The sequence below is a fragment of the Pseudomonas sp. BC42 genome, assembly GCF_021560055.1.
GTDB lineage: Bacteria > Pseudomonadota > Gammaproteobacteria > Pseudomonadales > Pseudomonadaceae > Aquipseudomonas.
The window spans coordinates 6,166,190-6,184,525 of record NZ_CP091067.1; the positions used below are offsets into that span (position 1 = coordinate 6,166,190).

Genomic DNA, 18,336 nt, shown 5'->3' on the forward strand with positions numbered 1-18,336 from the left:
CACCTCAGAACGTGCGTGCCAAGGCCAGCAGACGCTGCTGCGCCTCGTCACAGGACTGTTGGAAACGCTCGGGCACCGACTCCTCGCCTTCTGCCGCGACCACGGTCACGTCCTCGATACCGATGAATCCCAGGGCCGTGCGCAACCAGCGATCGGCGTGGTTCAGCGCTTCGTGCTCGCCCCCGGGACCGAAGCCGCCACCGCCACGACTGGTGACAATCAATACCTTCTTGCCCTGCACCAGTGGCTGGTACTGGGCCACGCCGTTGTCCAGCAGGGTGTTGAAGGTCAGCCCCAGGCGCACGATGTGATCGACCCAGGCCTTGATCCCACTGGGCACGCTGAAGTTGTACATGGGCGCCGAGATCACCAGGCGCCGATGCTCCAGCAACTCGCCCACCAGCTCGTCGCTCAAGGCCAGGTCGGCCTGCATCGACAGCGACCGGGCCTCGGGCTGTGGATAAAACGCCGCGGCGATAAAGGCCTCGCTGACGTGGGGCAGGGAACCCCGCCCGACCTCCCGGCGCGTGAGCCTGCCCTGGGGATGGGCCCCTTGCCAGGCCTGGAGAAACGCTTCGGCCAACCGCCGGCTATGGGAACGCTCGCCCCGTGGACTGCCGTGAATGACAAGAACTGAACTCATCTTGATGCTCTCCTGCGGATTGATTTCAACGACCTTGCACGGCCGTAGATTCCGCGATAAATCTAGAGGCACCGGGTTTTCGCAACAAATGAGCAAAAGTTCACTCAGATGAACTTAGCTCATCCATGGAGCCAAACATGTTCGCCCATCTGCCCCTCACCGCCCTGCGCACCTTCGAATCCGCCGCGCGCCTGCTGAGCTTCAAGGCCGCCGCCGAGGACCTGTCGGTGACGCCCACCGCGGTGTCCCACCAGATCCGCAGCCTGGAGCACTGGCTGGGCGTGCCCCTGTTCCAGCGCCTGCCACGCCAGGTACGCCTGACCGACTCCGGCGAACGGCTGTTCCACAGCCTGCACGGCGCCCTGCTGGATGTGACCCAGAGTGTCGATAGCCTGCGCCCCAGCCCCAGCCCGACCCAGTTGACGGTATCCACCACGGCCGCCTTCGCCGCCCTGTGGCTGGTGCCGCGGCTGGGAAGGTTCTACACCCGGCACCCGCGCATCAGCCTGCGCCTGGACACCCGTTGTGACGTGGTGGACTTGCAGCAGGACGCCAGCATCGACGTGGCGATCCGCTATAGCCAGGGTGACTACCCGGACCTCCACGGCCTGTGTCTGTTCGATGAGCGTTTCGCGGTCTACGGCGCCCCCCGGCAAGTGGCCCTCGCACAGCAGCAGCGACCGTCGCTGATCAGCGTGCATTGGCGCAACTCAAGGCTTTACGCCGACGGCTGGCAGGCCTGGTGCACCCTGGCCGGTGAACAGTGGCTCGACGACCCGGCACTGGTCCGCTCCTACGACGAAGAGCAATACGCCCTGCAGGCCGCCATTGCCGGCCAGGGCCTGGTGCTGGCGAGCAATATCCTGGTGTCCCAGAGCGTGGCTAGCGGCCTGCTGCAACCCTATCGCCCGCAGGTCCAGGTGGACGGTGCCGGCTACAGCGCCCTGTGCGTGCCGGGCCGTGAACGCCATCCGCCGGTGAAGGCCTTCCTCCAGTGGCTGCAAGAGGAATCGCTGCTGGACGGGCATCCGCCCCTGGCGCGCGGCGGCGCTCCTGGCCGCTCACACAGCGCGAACTGAAGGAGCAGGCCTATCCGATAAAACTTTTTGCCGCGCCCGGGACTCACAACCCATGTAGCGATCAGGTCGACAGAGCCTGACGCCAAACGGATTAGCCCCCAGGAGATCGACATGAGCGACAAGCATTTATCTGATGTGCAAAGCCTGCGGCAGCGGGCCCGTCAACACGTGGAAAACGGCGCCGTGACCGAAGGCTACAGCGCCGACCGCGAGGAGGTGCTGCGCCTGCTCAACGAGTCGCTGGCCACCGAGCTGGTGTGCGTCCTGCGCTACAAGCGCCACTACTTCATGGCCACCGGCCTCAAGGCCAGCGTGGCGGCCGACGAGTTTCTCGAGCATGCGACCCAGGAGGCCGAACACGCCGACAAGCTGGCCGAGCGCATCGTCCAGCTCGGTGGCGAACCGGAATTCAATCCGGACCTGCTGTCCAAGCACTCCCACGCCCAGTACGTGGCCGGCAACAACCTCAAGGAAATGGTCTACGAGGACCTGGTGGCCGAGCGGATCGCCATCGACAGCTACCGCGAGATCATCCAGTACATCGGCGACAAGGATCCCACCACCCGCCGCCTGTTCGAAGAGATCCTGGCCCAGGAAGAAGAACACGCCGACGACATGGCCGACATCCTCAAGGATCTGTAACCCCCTCCCCAGGCCCGCCCCTGCCTTGCGCTGGAGCGGGCTTGCGCGCCAGGCGCCCCTTTTCCTACTTGCTCGGTTTCACCGTCACCGGTGCCTTGCCCGAGCGCATCTGCTGCAGCAACGGCGCGCACTGATTGGGCTCGTCACCGCTGGGCGCCACAAGCGCCAGCAGCCCCGCCGCCGGCCCGGCGATCACCCCCAGCGCCACCATCCCGGCCCCGCGCAGCACCAGCGGCACCGCCTTGACGCCGGCGCTGGGCTTGATGAACTTGCCCTGCACATACAACGGTGAACGCAGGGAGAACAGCCGCAGGCCCTTGGATTCCGGGGTGATGGTCAGATCCAGTTGCTCGGTGGCCATGTTGGCGGTGCCGTCGATGTAGATGATGGCGTTCTCGGTGTCGAAGACGAACAGCCGGGAACTGGCCAGCCCGCTCTTGATGCCGAAGTCGGCGGCGGCGCAATTGATCTTCACTTCCTTGTCGCCAAACATCTTGCCGACCACATAGTTGCCGACGTTGAGTCCGGCGATTTCCATCAGGCTGCGGCTGATGGCGCCGTCGTTGATCAGCATCTTCAGGTCACCGTTGGCGCTGCCCAGCAAGGCCGCCACCGAGTTGCCGCGGCCGGAGATGTCGGCATCGCCGTTGAGCTCGCCGAAACTGGTCTTCATCGGTTCGAACCCTGGGAACAGCTGCTTGAGCTTGAAGTTGCGCGCGGTCAGCCTGGCCCGGCCTTCCAGCGGCGTGGCCTGCCCATTGAGGCGCACCTGAGCATCCAGCCTGCCGCCGGCCACGCCGAAGCGCAGCGGCTCCAGGCTGAGCTGGCCGTCATTGAGCACCAGGTGGGTGTAGAGATCGGTGAACGGCAGATCGGCGCTGTGGACGATGCGCTTGCCGGTGAACTCCACATCGGCGTCCATGTCGCGCCAGCGCTCGGTACGGAACTCCTCCACCGGCAGCACCTTGTCCGCCGGCTGCTTGCTCTCGCCGCCCCGGGCCTTCTGCGCGGAGTTGGAGTCGGCACCGATCAGCGGCGCCAGGTCGCTCATCAGCAACTGGTTGGAAACCAGCGCACCGCTGAGCTTGGGCCGCGGCTGACTGGCCACGTAGGTCAGGTTGCCGTGGATATCGCTGTCGCCGATCTTGCCGTTGAAATCCTGGTAACTGAAGGTCGCGCCCGCCGGGTCGCGCAGCTTGGCAGTCAGGCGGCCATCGGTGGCATAGGGCGGCGAATCCGGCAGGGTCACGCCAGTCAGCGGATAGAGGTTGCCCAGGCTGGTGCCTGCCAGTTTCAGGCGCAGGTCCAGGGCGCCCAGATTCAGCGGGTCGGTGAGGCTGCCCCGCAGCTCCACCTTGGTGTCGCCGATCTGCGCCTGGGCCTGCAGTGGAAACGGCTTGCGCCCGTCCTGCAGGGCCAGCAAGCCGCCGATCTTGCCGGTGCCGGCAAGCTTCTGCCCGTGGTACTGGCCCTTGACCTTGAGGGCGAACGCGTAGGCCTGCGGCTCGGCGCCTTTTGCCGTGACCTTCTGCGCCTCGCTTTCACCGACGATGTCGCTGAACGGAATGGGCTTGCCGAGCAACTCCACTTGCAGGTCGAGCTGGGTGTTCAGGGTCTGGTCATCCAGGGTCACGTGGCCCTTGTCGAAACCGATGGCGCCGATATCCAGCGTCCAGCTCGAAGGCTCGGCCTCAGGGTCTTTCGGGTCGAACTTGAAGGTCCAGTTGGCGCGACCGTCGGCCAGCCGCTGCAGCGCGGCGTCGGGCTCGGTGAGGTCGATTCGCGGGATGCTGACCCGCCGCACCAGCAGGGCCAGGGGCGAGATCCGCAGCTCGACCCGTTTGAGGCCGACCATCTGCGGCGCCTTGGACCAGTCCGGATTGCCCAGGGTCAGGTCCTGGGCCACCACGTGGGGCCAGGGCACCCAGGCGCGCCAGCCGCCCTCTTCAGGCTCGCGGTGCCAGGCCACCGACAAGTCGCCATTGATCGCGAACGGCCGGTGCAACTCCTCGGACACCTTGGCGTTGAGGGTCGGCTTGATCCGGTTCCAATCGAAGAAGGCAATCACCAGCACCAGCACGGCCAGTAGCAGGATCAGACCACAGACGGTCCAGGCGAGAATTTTACGAGTGCGCGTCATTGCACGAGGCTCCTGAAGACAACTGAGCGCCAAATCACGACGCATCGGTGAAATGCCGGTGGAGAATCCCCGGCCATGAAAACTACGACTGATAAAGCCCACACAGGTTTAATCCGGGCGCCGGCTCAGGCGAAAAAAACCGATTTCCTGATCGATCGGACAGCCGGGTGTTACCTCGCCTTGCCCTGTTGCGAAGCCTGAGTGAGTCGAAAATACCCACATCAGTGCAAACGCCATCGGCGCAAAGGCCCGGGCTAGAGCCTTGCGGGCAAACAATCAATTTCGTTGATTATTACCATTGTGGTTATGAACTTTTATATCGAATTTGCGGCGGTAACATTAGCTCCGTACCCAATTTATCGCCCTGCCAAGGAGCAACCCATCATGAAACGCCACATCTTACTGAGCCTGACCCTGTCCATCCTGGCCGCCAACGCCTTCGCCCTGCCGGCCGCCGAACAAGCCACTCCACAGGTCAAGGCCAGCCATAGCGTGTTCAGCCAAACCCTGGCTGAAGGCGGTTCGGATCGCCTGATCGAACGCAACAAAGTCGCTACCGACGGTTATGACCGCACGCCACAAGGCCAGAGCGTTGCCGAAGACGGCTATGATCGCACCCCTCAGGGCCAGAACGTTGCCGAAGATGGTTACGACCGTACTCCACAAGGTCAGAACGTCGCTGAAGATGGCTACGATCGCACCCCACAAGGTCAAACCGTAGCCGAAGGCGGCCGTGATCGCCTGGAAGAGAAAGGCCTGGTGGAAGATGGCTTCAGCCGCACCCCTCAAGGCCAGACTGTTGCCGAAGGCGGTGCCGATCGCCTGGCCGAACGTCATCAAGCAGCGAGCTGAGGCCATGCTGGCCCTTAAGAAAAGCCCGATCCCTGGATCGGGCTTTGGCTTTCATGGAGCCCCGTTGTCGCCCCCCGCCCTCCCTGCCCTCGCCTGACGCAGGTTCGACTCCGGCAAAGTTGATTTGCTAGAGTGCGCCGCTCCTCTTGAGCAAAGAAATAACCCGCCGATGCTGCCCCGCGCCGAACAGAAGCAACAGACCCGTAATGCCTTGATGGATGCCGCCCGGCATCTGATGGAGTGTGGTCGTGGTTTCGGCAGCCTGAGCCTGCGGGAAGTGGCGAAAGCCGCTGGCATCGTGCCCACCGGTTTCTACCGGCACTTCAGCGACATGGACCAACTGGGCCTGGAACTGGTCAGCGAGGTCGGCCAGACCTTTCGCGAAACCATCCGCCTGGTGCGCCACAACGAATTCGTCATGGGCGGCATCATCGACGCCTCGGTGCGCATCTTCCTCGACGTGGTGGAAGCCAAGCGCGCGCAGTTCCTGTTTCTCGCCCGCGAGCAATACGGCGGCTCGCTGCCAGTACGCCAGGCCATCGCCAGCCTGCGGGAGAACATCAGTTCCGACCTGGCGGCCGACCTGACCCTGATGCCCAAGCTGCAGCACCTCAATGCCGCCGATCTCGGGGTGATGGCCGACCTGATCGTCAAGAGCGTGTTCGCCACCCTGCCGGACATCATCGATCCGCCAGCTCAGGCCCTGCCCGAGCACCTCACGCCCCAGGCCAAGATCACCCAGCAACTGCGCTTCATCTTCATCGGCCTGAAACACTGGCAAGGCCTGGGCAGCACCGAGTAACCCGCCGCTCCCCCCCTTCAATTCATCTGCGCGCCCCGCTCAAGGGCGCGGGTTCGCGCCTGGGCGCCGGCCCGGCACCGGATTGCGGCAAAAATATTTCCCGCGCACCAACTCGGTGCTATAAATCAGCGCAGCGCGCCATTTTGTAACAAGATAAAACAAGGTTTTGCCCCTTTTTCAGGCGCAGTTCCGGTGTCGACAAAGGGGTTTCCCTCTCCTCCGAGCGATTGGCAAGCCCCTTGCTCTGGCTTGTGCATCGCTCATAGCTGGAAGCTCCCCGATGCTGGTGATCCACCGCAGAACCGCCCCCCAAACCGCCTGGTCCGCCGAGCTGCACCTGACTTACGAGGCCCGCAGCAAAAGCCGCCTGCGCTGTTTCAGTGCCGAGGGTGAAGACGTCGGCCTGTTTCTCGAGCGTGGCCAGCCGCCGCTGCACGACGGCGAGTTCCTTGAAGCCGAGGACGGCCGCATCGTCAAGGTCTGCGCCCGCCCGGAAACCCTGCTGCACGTCACCTGCCGCAATGCCTTCGAACTGACCCGCGCCGCCTATCACCTGGGCAACCGCCACGTGGCCCTGCAAGTGGGCGACGGCTGGCTGCGCCTGCTCGATGACTACGTGCTCAAGGCCATGCTCGAACAACTGGGGGCCAGCACCGACACCATCGAGGCGCCCTTCCAGCCCGAGCACGGCGCCTATGGCGGCGGCCACCATCATTCGCGTCACGGCGATGAAGACTTCAACTATCCACCGCGCTTGCACCAGTTCGGCGTCCGTCCATGAACCCGGCCTGGGCCCTGTTGCGCCTGGCCAGTCCGCAGTTGCCGATTGGCGGCTACAGCTATTCCCAGGGCCTGGAGATGGCCGTGGAACAGCAGCGCGTGCATGACCCGGACAGCGCCCGCCGCTGGATCGGCGACCAACTGCTGCTGAACCTGGCGCGCTTCGAAGCACCGCTGTTGCTGGCCCATTGCCAAGCCGCCGCCGATCAGGACTGGGTCCGCCTGCAGCAGCTGTGCGAAGCCCACCGGGCCAGCCGCGAAACCCGCGAGCTGTACCAGGAAAGCCGGCAGATGGGCTATTCCCTCAAGCAACTGCTGGAAGGCTTGCCGGAACTCGACGCTGGTGCTCGGGACCTGCTGGCGCGCCAGGACGAACCGCACCTGGCCCTGGGCTGGGCCCTGGCCGCTCGCGCCTGGCACATCAGCCCCGCCGATGCCCTGGCCGCCTGGCTCTGGAGCTGGCTGGAAAACCAGCTGGCGGTGCTGATGAAGACCCTGCCCCTGGGCCAGCAGGCCGCCCAGCGCCTGACCAGCGAGCTGCTGCCTTTGTTGCAGCAGGCCCAGCACCACGCCACGAACCTTGATCCCAACCATCATGGCAGCGCCGCTTTCGGCCTGTCCCTGGCGAGCATGGCCCACGAGCGCCAATACAGCCGCCTGTTCCGTTCCTAGGAGAAACTCATGAACGCACAACCTCTGCGCGTCGGCATCGGCGGCCCAGTGGGCTCCGGCAAAACCGCCCTGACCCTGGCCCTGTGCCTGGCCCTGCGCGAACGCTACAACCTGGCGGTGGTGACCAACGATATCTACACCCGCGAGGATGCCGACTTCCTGGTACGCAACCAGGCCCTGGCCCCGGAGCGGATCATCGGCGTGGAAACCGGCGGCTGCCCGCACACCGCCATTCGCGAAGACGCCTCGATCAACCTGGAGGCGGTGGACCAGCTGAACCGGCGCTTCCCCGGGCTCGACCTGATCCTGGTGGAATCCGGCGGCGACAACCTCTCGGCCACCTTCAGCCCGGAACTGTCGGACCTGACCATCTACGTGATCGACGTTTCCGCCGGCGACAAGCTGCCGCGCAAGGGCGGCCCGGGAATCTGCAAGTCCGACCTGCTGGTGATCAACAAGATCGACCTGGCGCCGCTGGTGGGCGCCTCACTGGAAATGATGAACAGCGACACCCAGCGCATGCGCGGCGGCAAGCCGTTTGTCTTCAGCAATCAGAAAACCGGCCAGGGACTGCAAGAGATCATCGCCTTCATCGAACGCCAAGGGCTGCTGACCGCGGCCTGAAACCGAACCTGAAAAAGCTCAACAAGGAAGCCACTCATGACCCTGAAATCACTCTTCGGCGCCCTGGCGCTGCTGCTGACCCCGGCCCTGGCCTTCGCTCACCCGGGCCACGGCGACAACGGCCTGATGGCCGGCATCAGCCACCCCATCGGCGGCCTCGACCACTTGCTGGCCATGCTTGCGGTCGGCCTGTGGGCGGCCCAGCAGCAAGGCGCGGCGCGCTGGGCGCTGCCCTGCACCTTCGTCGGCACCATGCTCATCGGCGGCCTGCTGGGCTTCGAAGGGCTGAACCTGCCGGCCCTGGAAAGCGGGATTGCCGCGTCGGTACTGGCCCTGGGCCTGGCCGTGGCCCTGGCGGTGCGTCCGCCGCTGAGCCTGGCGCTCGCCGCCACTGCGCTGTTTGCCCTGTTCCACGGCGTGGCCCATGGCCTGGAGCTGCCGGACATGTCCAGCCCCTGGACCTACGCCGCCGGTTTTGTCGCAGCCACTGCGGCCCTGCATGCCGCCGGCTATGCCGTGGTGCGGGTACTGCCTCAGGCGGCGGCGCCGCTGGTGCGCGTGGCCGGTGCCGCCTCGGCCGCAACGGGCGTGTGGTTGCTGGCAGGCTGATCCCTGCCCTCTTCTGTAGGAGCCGGCTGGCCGGCGAAGGCGGTCTTGCGGGCCTTGTTCGCGGGCAAGCCAGCTCCTGCAAGGCTGAGGTGATCTTCGGGCCGCCTTCGCTGGCAAGCCGGCTCCTACCCGTATGGCGTGCTTGGCGGGCAAGCCGCCTGGCGGGGCTTCTCTGGTAACATGTCGCGCACTCAAACCTGCCGTGACGACGCCAGCCAATGCCCGATGTATCCCGCTCCGCCACCTCGCCTGAATCGAGCGCTCTGTTCAACGCCATGCAGCAGCATTTCCATAAGGTGATCGTGCCGCTGTGGCAAGGCCCGGGCTGGAATCCGCAGTTGGCACTGCCCTATGAGGCGCTGGACGCTGAACAGCGGCCATTGCCGCCGCAGCGCTATCGAGCCATGGCCTGTGCCCGGCAGCTGTACCTGTTCTCCCAATTGATCGGTGATGCCGCCGCCCCCTTTGCCCAAGAGCGGGCCGCCGCGCTGTTCCGCTCGCTGCAGCGGCACTTCCACGATGCCGAGCACGGTGGCTGGTTCTACAGCATCGATGCCGACGGCGCACCGCTGGATCGGCGCAAGGACCTCTACACCCACGCCTTTATCCTCTTCGCCTGCGCTCATTACTGGGCCAAGGTCCGCGAGCCGCTGGTGGAGTCGGTGCTCAATGCCGCCCTGGAAGTGGTAGCCCTGCGCTTTGCCCGGGGCGATGGACTCTACGAAGCCAGCCTCGCCGAGGACTGGTCCGGACTGGGTTCCGGGCCCCTGCAGAATCCGCTGATGCACCTGGCCGAAGCCTTTCTCGCAATCCTGGCAGTGCGCGAAGACGCCGCGGTACAAACCGCACTGCTGGAGCTGTGCCAGGCCATGCAGCAGCAGTTCATCGACCCGCAGCACGGAGTGATGCTGGAGAAGCCACTGGGGGCTGTGGATAACTGGTTCGAGCCAGGGCATCAGTTCGAGTGGTTCTTCCTCCTCGACTCTTCGCCCTTGCTGCGCAGCAACCCGCTGCACGCCTCATTGAGTCGTGCCTTCGCGTTTGCCGAGCAGCTTGGTGTCGACCCGAAGAGCGGCGCGGTGTGCGCCATGCTCGACCTGCAACCGGGTGCCCCCATCAAGGACGCCACCCAGCGCATCTGGGCCCAGGCCGAGTACGTGCGTGCCCTGACCTTGCGTGCGGACAGCCAGGCGCCCCTGCTGCGTCAGCTCAAGGCGCTGCACGCGCATTTCCTGCATGCAGGGGGCTGGAATGAATGCCTGGATGCCAGTGGCGCGGTCAGCCGGCGGGATATGCCATCGACCACGCCTTATCACCTGGCGACCTGTTATCGCGGGCTGGCGGAATATTTTGCCTGAAGCCTCTGCCGGCCAGCCGGCTCCTGCAAGCCCCCTGTAGGAGACGGCTGGTCGGCGAAAAGCGCACCGCCGATCAAACGATCCACTTGCGATCCCCGGTAAAGCTGATGGTCAGCCAGCGCGCGGCGTCAGCCTCTCCCAACTCACTGGAAATCTCCTCGCGCAAGCGGTCCAGAGTCGCCACATCCTGCAGCGGATAGTCCGCCGGCAGCACGATATGGATCTCGATGAAACGCGCCCGGCCGTGCTTCTGCACGTAGGAAATGTATTCCTGGAAGCCATAGGCAACCATGGCCTCTTCCATCACGCTGCGCACCTTTTCATCCAACTGGTCCGGAGCGATGCCCAGCACATCACGCAACGCCGGCCGCAGGATCTTCAAGGCCGGCGGCAGCATGCTGATGGCCAGCAGGATCAGGATCGCCGGGTCGACATACACCGCCCAGCGGTCATGCCCGTACTGCTTGAGCAGCAGCGCCGTGACAAAGCTCACCAGCAGCCCCACCGAGAGCATCGCGTCCACCAGCCAGCTGATGTTGTCGAACTGGATCAGCGACGATTTGAGCTTGCGGTTACGCCGGCGCACATAGAAGAAGTAGGCGAACTCCGCCACGGCGAAGAAGGCGGCATAAAAGATCACCAGCCCCAACTCGACCTCTCGGCCACCGTTGATGATGCCGAACACACCGTTGAGGAAGGCATAGATGGCAATCAGCAGCAGGAAGCTGCCCTCGATCAGCAGCACCATGGGCTCCAGATGCCAGAAGCCGAACTGGAAACGGTGGTTGCTTTCCTTGGCGATCAACCGGGCGGTGATCAGCATCAGGACCTTGATGAAGGTCGCGATCAGGGAAAAAAATCCATCGAACAAAATGGATTGGGCGCCAGAAACAAAACCCGTGACGATACCGGCGATCGCCACGATGAACATCAATACAGTCGATTGTTTGAGCAGAGACTGCTCACCTCGGTTACTCACGATTCCTCCTATCGAACTTCGAAAACACCGCCTCGTGTGAGACGGCCGCGAAATTTCGGGTCGGAATTCTACCTTGCCAGGGCCGGCTTCAAGCTGAAACGAATCAGCTTATGTGTTTCCGAGTACAACTGTAGTCGCTGCCGAGCCATGGCGAGGCTGCGAGCGCCGAGGTCTTGCGAACGCAGGAGGGCCTGGCGGCCCTGTCGCAGCCTGCGGCAGCGGCTACACCTTGCGCTCGATGGCGAAGCCGGCCCAGGTCTGGCTCACCGGCATCAGCTCCAGACTGTTGATGTTGACGTGGGCAGGCGTGTTGAGCACCCAGAAGATGGTGTCGGCGATGTCCTCGGGCTGGATCGGTTCGGCGCCGGCATAAGTGGCGTCATAGCGCGCCTGGTCACCGGCGAAACGCACCAGGGAGAACTCGCTTTCGCACAGGCCCGGCTCGATGTTGGTCACTCGTACCCCGGTGCCCTGCAGGTCGCAGCGCAGGTTCAGGGAGAACTGTTTGACGAAGGCCTTGCTCGCGCCATAGACGTGGCTGCCCGGGTACGGGTAGTTGCCGGCGATGGAGCCCAGGTTGACGATCCCGGCGCCCCGGCCATGGGCGATCAGCCGTGGCAGCAGCAGGCGGGTGCTGTACATCAGGCCCTTGATGTTGGTGTCGACCATGGTGTCCCAGTCATCCAGGTCGCATTTGGGCGCCGGGTCGACGCCCAGGGCCAGGCCGGCATTGTTGATCAGGCCGCGCAGCTTGCCGAAGGACGCCGGCAGATTGGCGATGGCGGTTTCCATGGCCTTGCGGTCGCGCACGTCGAGCACCAGGCCGTGCACTTCGGTCTGCTTGGAAAGCTCCGCGCACAGCGCGTTGAGACGCTCTTCGCGCCGGCCGGTGAGCACCAGCGACCAACCGGCCGCGGCAAAACGCCGGGCGCAGGCTTCGCCAAAACCGGACGTCGCGCCCGTAATGAACAGTGTGGAAGTCATGGTGTTCTCCTTGCTGGGTGGCGAGCCGCCGTTTCATGAAAAAAGCGTTTCGCAGCATGCCCGGCCCGGCTCTGGGCGGCAACAGAAGCCCCGGACACCCCGGGCAGCTGTACAAAAAACGCTCACTGGCCCGGAAGGCACGGCAGCCGTGGCCTGCAGCCAGCTGCGCGCACCTTATCCACAGGCCGGTCCACAGTCTTTGGGGGCAAGTGCAGATCCCGCAAAGCCACTGTGCACAAGGCTTGCAGCCGATCACGAGAAGTTTTTTGCTTGACCCGCAGCCGCTGTCCATGCACCCGCGACCGGCAAAGATGACCGCGCGGTCAAAGTGCATAAGGCCAGAGGCCAGCAACCACGCTGCTCAGCGCAGTCTTTCCAGAGTTTAGTCACAGACTTATCCACAGGCTTATCCCCGCCTTTGGCAAGCTCCGGCTGCGACAATAAAAAGGTTGACAATTGCCTCCACGAGCCCCTGCAAAAGCCCTGATCAAAAAACACACAATCGCCTGCAGGCCACGTAAATAAAGGCCTTCAGCCAGCTACTCCCACGTTACCCACAGCCCGCTCCACAGCAAACGGGGACAAGTCAAAACGATGGAAAAACAACTGTTTGCAGCGTCTTTATGCCGCGCTTTAGCAGCTTGCGAATAATGTTGTCCACAATTGTCCGACGTGAGCGGCCCTGCTGCGAAGGCTGCCTTGTCCATGCACGCGCCAGACACCCAGGAGCCGACTGGCCAGCGCGGCTGTAACCCACGAGCCCATCTCAACGAGCGGCCATCGGGGAGAGTGGTTTCGCCGACAGGCCAGCACCGACACGGCGGGCAGGCTGCTGTGGATAAAAAATGCCCCGGCGGCGGGAACCGACGGGGCATTTTTATCCACAGAGCGGGCGGTCAGTGACCGCCCAGGTAAGCGTTGCGCACCTCCTCGTTGACCAGCAGCTCCTTGCCGGTGCCACTGAGGCGGATCTCGCCGTTGACCATCACGTAGGCGCGGTCCGACAGCTTCAGGGCGTGGTTGGCGTTCTGCTCCACGAGGAAGATGGTCATGCCGGTGGCCGCCAGCTCCCGCAGGGTGGCGAAGATCTGTTTCACCACGATCGGCGCCAGTCCCAGGCTCGGCTCGTCCAGCAGCAGCAACTTGGGCCGGCTCATCAGCGCCCGGGCAATGGCCAGCATCTGCTGCTCACCGCCGGACATGGTCATGGCCCGCTGGGTACGCCGTTCCTTGAGCCGTGGAAACAGCTCGAACATGCGTTGCATGTCCTCATTGGCGTACTTGTCGCCAATCGGGATGGTGCCCATCAGCAGGTTCTCCTCCACGGTCATGTCGGGAAACACCCGGCGCCCTTCCGGGGACTGGGCGATGCCGTTGGAGGCGATGTAGTGGGACGACTTGTGGGTGATGTCCACGCCGCGATAGAGGATCTGCCCGGACTCCGCCCGGGGCTGGCCGAAGATCGACATCAGCAGCGTCGATTTGCCGGCGCCGTTGGAGCCGATCAGGCTCACGGTTTCCCCTTCATTGATGTGCAGCGAGACTTTCTTCAGGGCCTGGATCGGGCCGTAGTACACGTCCAGGTCCTTGAGTTCGAGGATAGGTTGACTCATACCAGCTCCTCTTCGTCGGCACCCAGGTAGGCGGCGATCACCTTCGGATCGTTGCGGATCGCCTCCGGTCCGCCTTCGGCGATCACGTTGCCGTGGTCCAGCACCACGATGTGGTCGGAAATACTCATCACCATGCCCATGTCGTGTTCGATCAGCACCACGGTCAGATCGTGCTCGTCGCGCAGCAGCCGGATCATCGCGCTCAGCGCTTCGGTTTCCTGAGGGTTGAGGCCGGCGGCCGGTTCGTCGAGGCAGATGATCTGCGGTCGGGTGCACATGGCCCGGGCGATCTCCAGGCGCCGTTGCTGGCCGTAGGACAGCTCGCCGGCCAGGCGGTTGGCGCAGTCCACCAGGTCCACCACTTCCAGCCAGTAGAAGGCGTGATCCAGGGCGGCGCTTTCCGCCTTGCGGTAGCCCTTGGTGTTGAGGATGCCGGACAGCAGGTTGCGATTGACCCACATGTGCTGGGCCACCAGCAGGTTCTCCACCACGGACATTTCCTTGAACAGGCGAATGTTCTGGAAGGTCCGCGCCAGGCCGGCCCGGTTCACCAGGTGGGTGCCGCCGAACATCTTGTAGTACAGGCGGCTGGCGAAGCTTTTTGGCGACACGAAGTCGGTGGCGCGAAACGGCTCGCCCAAGAGCTTGATGACGTTGGTCTGCTGGCCCCGGGTATTGAGCTCGATGCGCCCGCCGGAGGCCTTGTAGAAGCCGGTCAGGCAGTTGAACACTGTGGTCTTGCCGGCGCCATTGGGGCCGATCAGGGCGAAGATCGAGTTGCGCTTGACCTTGAGGCTGACGTCGCTGAGGGCCTTGATGCCGCCGAAGTGCATCATCAGGTTCTCGACCGAAAGAATGTATTCGCTCATGGCGCGTTCCCCTCAGTCAGAGCACCTTTGCGTGGAGTGACCCCGGTACGGCTGATGCGGATCAGCCCTCGCGGTCGCCAGATCATCATCAACACCATGAGAATGCCGAACAGCAGCACCCGGTATTCGGAGAAGCTGCGCAGCAGCTCCGGGGCCACGGTCAGGACGAAGGCCGCGATCACCACGCCCACCGTGGAGCCCATGCCCCCCAGCACCACGATGGCGAGGATCAGCGCCGACTCGAAGAAGGTGAACGAGGACGGGTTGACGAAGCCCTGGTAGCTGGCGAAGAACACCCCGGCAAGGCCGGCGGTGGAAGCGCCGATGGTGAAGGCCGAGAGTTTCACCAGCACATGGTTCAGGCCCATGGCGCGGCAGGCGATCTCGTCCTCACGCAAGGCTTCCCAGGCGCGCCCCACCGGCATGCGGGTCAGCCGGTGCTTGATGTAGAGCACCAGCAGCACCACGATGAACAGCACGATGTAGATGAACAGGAACTTCAGGTTGGGGTTGTATTCCAGGCCGAAGAACTCGTGGAACGGCACCCCGCCGTCCTTGGCCTTGCGCCCGAACTCCAGGCCGAAGATGGTCGGCGAGGGCACCGGCATGCCGTTGGGACCGCCGGTGAAGGACAGCCAGTTGTTGAGTACCAGGCGGATGATCTCGCCAAAACCCAGGGTCACGATGGCCAGGTAGTCACCGTGCATCCGGAGCACCGGGAAGCCCAATATGCACCCTGCCAGCGCCGCGGCAATCGCCGCCAGGGGCAGCACGGTCCAGAAGCCCAGGCCCAGGTACTGGTAGCCCAGGGCCAGGCCGTAGGCACCGATGGCGTAGAACGCCACGTAACCCAGGTCCAGCAGCCCCGCCAGGCCCACCACGATGTTCAGCCCCAGGCCCAGCAGCACGTAGATCAGCCCGAGGATGACCACGGTCAGCAGGTACTTGTTGGCGAAGAACGGGAACACGATGGCGATCACGATCAGCGCCGGGATGATCCAGCGCAGCCGCGACTTGTAGTCCGGCGCCAGTACATGCACCCCGGAGCCGGTGGTCTCGAAGCCCTGGAGAATCCTCAGGCCCTTGGGGGTTTGCAGGAACAGGCTCAGGGCCAGGCGGCCGGCCATGACGATCGCCACCAGCCAGGCCACGCGGGTTGGCTGCAGGTTGAAGCTGTAGCCGTCGAGCACCACGCCCACGATGGGACCGAACACGATCAGCGAGATCAGCCCGGCCAGTACGGCGTCGATGACGCTCTTTTTGATATCAATCGGTTTATTGGCAGCAGACATACTTATACCTTCGCCACGAGTGGGCGACCCAGCAGGCCTTGGGGACGGAAGATCAGGATCAGCACCAGCAGCGAGAAACTGAACACGTCTTTGTAGTCGGAGTTGATCAAGCCGGAGAACAGCGACTCGGAGATCCCGAGGATGATCCCGCCAAGCATCGCTCCGGGCAGCGAACCGATGCCGCCGAGCACCGCCGCGGTGAACGCCTTGATGCCGATCACGAAGCCGGCATAGAAGTCGAAGGTGCCGTAGTTCATGGTGATCAGCACCCCGGCCAGGGCCGCCATGGCCGCGCCGATGACGAACACATAGGAGATCACCCGGTCGGTGTTGATGCCGAGGATCGAGGCCATCTTGCGGTCTTGCTGGGTGGCCCGGCACATGCGCCCCAGCTTGGTGTACTTGATGATGTAGGTCAGCAGCGCCATACCGGCGAACGCCGCCACCAGGATGAAGATCTTGGTGTAGGTGAGTTGCACGAAGCCGGTGCCGATGTCGACTTTCCAGGCCCCGGCCAGCAGGGTCGGAACCCCTTGCTGCTTGGCGCCCTGACTGATCTGCGCGTAGTTCTGCAGGATCAGCGAGATGCCGATGGCGCTGATCAGCGGTGCCAGGCGGGTGGAGTTGCGCAGGGGTTTGTAGGCCACACGCTCGATGACCCAGCCGTAGATCCCTGTCACCACCACGGTGAAGATCAGGGTGCCGAGAATGAGTAGCGGGAAGGATTCGATGCCGAAGTAGGCCAGCAGAGCCAGACTGATTGCCGCGAGGTAAGCGGAAATCATGTAAACCTCGCCGTGGGCGAAGTTGATCATGCCGATGATGCCATAGACCATTGTGTAGCCGATGGCGATCAGACCATAGACAGACCCGAGGGTCAGTCCATTGATCAGTTGCTGCAGGAAAATACCATCCATAACGCAATCTCACGGACTTGAGAGACGGCACAGGGCGTCAGCGACGGGCAGGGATCACCGGCCCGCGCAACACGTCCGTTGTGCAGCTCTACGAGAAAAGGCAAGTACTGCACGAATACGAACCGGCACCAGGGGGTAGTACCGGTTCGCTCGGACTCAGGTCACTTCTGTTTTTCCAGCTGGTGGTACTTGCCGTCCTTGTCCCACTGATAGACCACGTAGTCGGAGATCTTCAGGTCGCCCTTGGCGTCCCAGGACTTCTCGCCCATCACGGTTTTCACCGGATTGGCCTTGAGCCATTTGGCGGCGTCTTCGCCCTTGTTGGATTTGGCGCCGTTGAAGCCGGCGGCCAGTGCCTGGACCGAGGCATAGGCGTACAGGGTGTAGCCTTCAGGCTCGGTGCCGGCCTTGCGGAAAGCATCCACCACGGCCTTGCTGTCGGGCAGCAGGCGTGGGTCGGCGCCGAAGGTCATGTACACGCCGTCAACGTATTGCGGGCCACCGGCGGTGGTCACCAGCTCGTCGGTCACGATGCCGTCGTCGGACATGAACTTGACGTCCTTCAGGCCCTGCTCGCGCAGCTGGCGGACCAGCGGACCGGCTTCCGGGTGCAGGCCGCCGAAGTACACCACGTCGGCGCCAGCAGCGCGGATCTTGGTCACCACGGCGCTGAAGTCCTTCTCGCCACGGGTCAGGCCCTCGTACAGCACCGGGGTCACGCCGCGCTTGGTCAGCTGTGCCTTGGTGGCATCCGCCAGGCCCTGGCCGTAGGTGTCCTTGTCGTGCAGCACCACGACTTTCTTGCCCTTGAGCACGTCGACGATGTAATCGCCGGCGACAATGCCCTGCTGGTCGTCACGCCCGCACATGCGGAACATCGCGGACAGGCCGCGCTCGGTGACCTGCGGGTTGGTGGAGCCCGGGGTGATGGCAATCACGCCCGCGTCGCTGTACACCTCGGAAGCCGGAATGGTCGACGAAGAGCAGAAGTGCCCGACCACGCCGGCCACCTTGTCCTGGTCCACCAGACGGTTGGCCACCGCCACCGCCTGCTTCGGTTCGCAGGCGTCGTCGCCCTTGACCAGGACGATCTTCTCGCCGTTGACCCCGCCCTTGGCGTTGATCTCGTCAGCCGCTGCCTGTGCACCCTTCATGTACTGCTCGCCAAATGCCGCATTGGCGCCTGTCATGGGACCCGCTACGCCGATCTTCAGGTCGGCTTGAGCAAACGCAGAAACACCCAGCGCAGTTGCCACTGCGAGGGCCAGAAAGCCTTTCTTGTAAAACGTCTGGGACATGAGGTGGTGCTCCAAGGTTTTTTTAGTTGGCACTGCGACTTCACTAGGATTGCTCAGAGCAAGCGCCGTGCCAGTGGTTTTTTATTCTGAAAAAAGTCGCTGTCTTATTGTTATTTCGACTGTTTCGAGCCCTTTTTTATTGGGCGTGCAACCGTCTAAACCGCGGAAGGTGAAACCCTGCTT

At 63.7% G+C, this 18,336-nt stretch carries 18 protein-coding genes; 9 read left to right on the plus strand and 9 right to left on the minus strand.

Annotated features, from left to right (window positions below; translation table 11 throughout):
- Positions 1-4 precede the first annotated feature (4 nt).
- Entirely contained in the window at positions 5-643 is a 639-nt protein-coding gene (locus L1O02_RS27935; protein WP_060837296.1) for an NAD(P)H-dependent oxidoreductase, read from the minus strand.
- Between the two features lie 137 nt (positions 644-780).
- On the opposite strand from L1O02_RS27935, the gene L1O02_RS27940 reads away from it, so the two are divergent.
- Both L1O02_RS27940 and L1O02_RS27945 read left to right on the plus strand, forming a co-directional pair.
- The gene (locus tag L1O02_RS27940) at positions 781-1,722 is read left to right on the plus strand and encodes a LysR substrate-binding domain-containing protein (protein WP_235759113.1); all 942 of its coding nucleotides are present in this window, start codon (positions 781-783) and stop codon (positions 1,720-1,722) included.
- 111 nt (positions 1,723-1,833) lie between these two features.
- The gene (locus L1O02_RS27945; protein WP_060842343.1) at positions 1,834-2,364 is read left to right on the plus strand and encodes a ferritin-like domain-containing protein; all 531 of its coding nucleotides are present in this window, start codon (positions 1,834-1,836) and stop codon (positions 2,362-2,364) included.
- A 64-nt stretch (positions 2,365-2,428) separates the two neighbouring features.
- On the opposite strand, the gene L1O02_RS27950 is transcribed toward L1O02_RS27945, so the two are convergent.
- A complete protein-coding gene (locus L1O02_RS27950; protein ID WP_235759115.1) occupies positions 2,429-4,504 on the minus strand; it encodes an AsmA family protein in 2,076 nt (691 codons plus the stop codon).
- Positions 4,505-4,888: 384 nt separating this feature from the next.
- On the opposite strand from L1O02_RS27950, the gene L1O02_RS27955 reads away from it, so the two are divergent.
- From L1O02_RS27955 to L1O02_RS27985, 7 genes are all read left to right on the plus strand, one after another.
- Positions 4,889-5,356, plus strand: coding sequence for a hypothetical protein (locus tag L1O02_RS27955; RefSeq protein ID WP_235759117.1), 468 nt, complete (start codon positions 4,889-4,891; stop codon positions 5,354-5,356).
- A gap of 169 nt (positions 5,357-5,525) precedes the next feature.
- Complete coding sequence (locus L1O02_RS27960) at positions 5,526-6,158, plus strand: TetR family transcriptional regulator (protein WP_016967858.1); 633 nt, start codon at positions 5,526-5,528, stop codon at positions 6,156-6,158.
- 280 nt (positions 6,159-6,438) lie between these two features.
- Entirely contained in the window at positions 6,439-6,939 is a 501-nt protein-coding gene (gene ureE, locus L1O02_RS27965) for an urease accessory protein UreE (RefSeq protein WP_060842341.1), read from the plus strand.
- Entirely contained in the window at positions 6,936-7,610 is a 675-nt protein-coding gene (locus L1O02_RS27970) for an urease accessory protein UreF (protein ID WP_060837290.1), read from the plus strand. Before ureE ends, L1O02_RS27970 begins: the two co-directional genes overlap by 4 nt.
- 9 nt (positions 7,611-7,619) lie before the next feature.
- Positions 7,620-8,234 carry an urease accessory protein UreG gene (ureG, locus tag L1O02_RS27975; protein ID WP_060837289.1) on the plus strand — a complete coding sequence of 205 codons (615 nt, stop codon included), beginning with the start codon at positions 7,620-7,622 and terminating at the stop codon, positions 8,232-8,234.
- Positions 8,235-8,270: 36 nt separating this feature from the next.
- The gene (locus tag L1O02_RS27980; RefSeq protein WP_108545967.1) at positions 8,271-8,843 is read left to right on the plus strand and encodes a HupE/UreJ family protein; all 573 of its coding nucleotides are present in this window, start codon (positions 8,271-8,273) and stop codon (positions 8,841-8,843) included.
- Positions 8,844-9,061: 218 nt separating this feature from the next.
- Entirely contained in the window at positions 9,062-10,201 is a 1,140-nt protein-coding gene (locus tag L1O02_RS27985; RefSeq protein WP_108545966.1) for an AGE family epimerase/isomerase, read from the plus strand.
- Between the two features lie 73 nt (positions 10,202-10,274).
- Here the strand turns inward: L1O02_RS27985 and L1O02_RS27990 are convergent, their stop codons facing one another.
- From L1O02_RS27990 to L1O02_RS28020, 7 genes are all read right to left on the minus strand, one after another.
- Positions 10,275-11,180, minus strand: a complete 906-nt coding sequence (locus L1O02_RS27990) for a cation transporter (protein ID WP_060842338.1) — start codon at positions 11,178-11,180, stop codon at positions 10,275-10,277.
- A 222-nt stretch (positions 11,181-11,402) separates the two neighbouring features.
- Positions 11,403-12,164 (minus strand): SDR family oxidoreductase, encoded by a 762-nt coding sequence (locus L1O02_RS27995; RefSeq protein WP_060837285.1) that lies wholly within the window; start codon positions 12,162-12,164, stop codon positions 11,403-11,405.
- A gap of 896 nt (positions 12,165-13,060) precedes the next feature.
- Positions 13,061-13,777, minus strand: coding sequence for an ABC transporter ATP-binding protein (locus L1O02_RS28000; protein WP_016967871.1), 717 nt, complete (start codon positions 13,775-13,777; stop codon positions 13,061-13,063).
- Positions 13,774-14,646 (minus strand): ATP-binding cassette domain-containing protein, encoded by an 873-nt coding sequence (locus L1O02_RS28005; RefSeq protein WP_060837284.1) that lies wholly within the window; start codon positions 14,644-14,646, stop codon positions 13,774-13,776. The genes L1O02_RS28000 and L1O02_RS28005 overlap by 4 nt, the downstream gene beginning before the upstream one ends.
- Complete coding sequence (gene livM / locus L1O02_RS28010) at positions 14,643-15,938, minus strand: high-affinity branched-chain amino acid ABC transporter permease LivM (protein ID WP_060837283.1); 1,296 nt, start codon at positions 15,936-15,938, stop codon at positions 14,643-14,645. The genes L1O02_RS28005 and livM overlap by 4 nt, the downstream gene beginning before the upstream one ends.
- Positions 15,939-15,940: 2 nt before the next feature.
- Positions 15,941-16,855 carry a branched-chain amino acid ABC transporter permease gene (locus tag L1O02_RS28015; protein ID WP_011058967.1) on the minus strand — a complete coding sequence of 305 codons (915 nt, stop codon included), beginning with the start codon at positions 16,853-16,855 and terminating at the stop codon, positions 15,941-15,943.
- A gap of 161 nt (positions 16,856-17,016) precedes the next feature.
- Complete coding sequence (locus L1O02_RS28020) at positions 17,017-18,153, minus strand: branched-chain amino acid ABC transporter substrate-binding protein (protein WP_016967874.1); 1,137 nt, start codon at positions 18,151-18,153, stop codon at positions 17,017-17,019.
- Between the last annotated feature and the right edge of the window lie 183 nt (positions 18,154-18,336).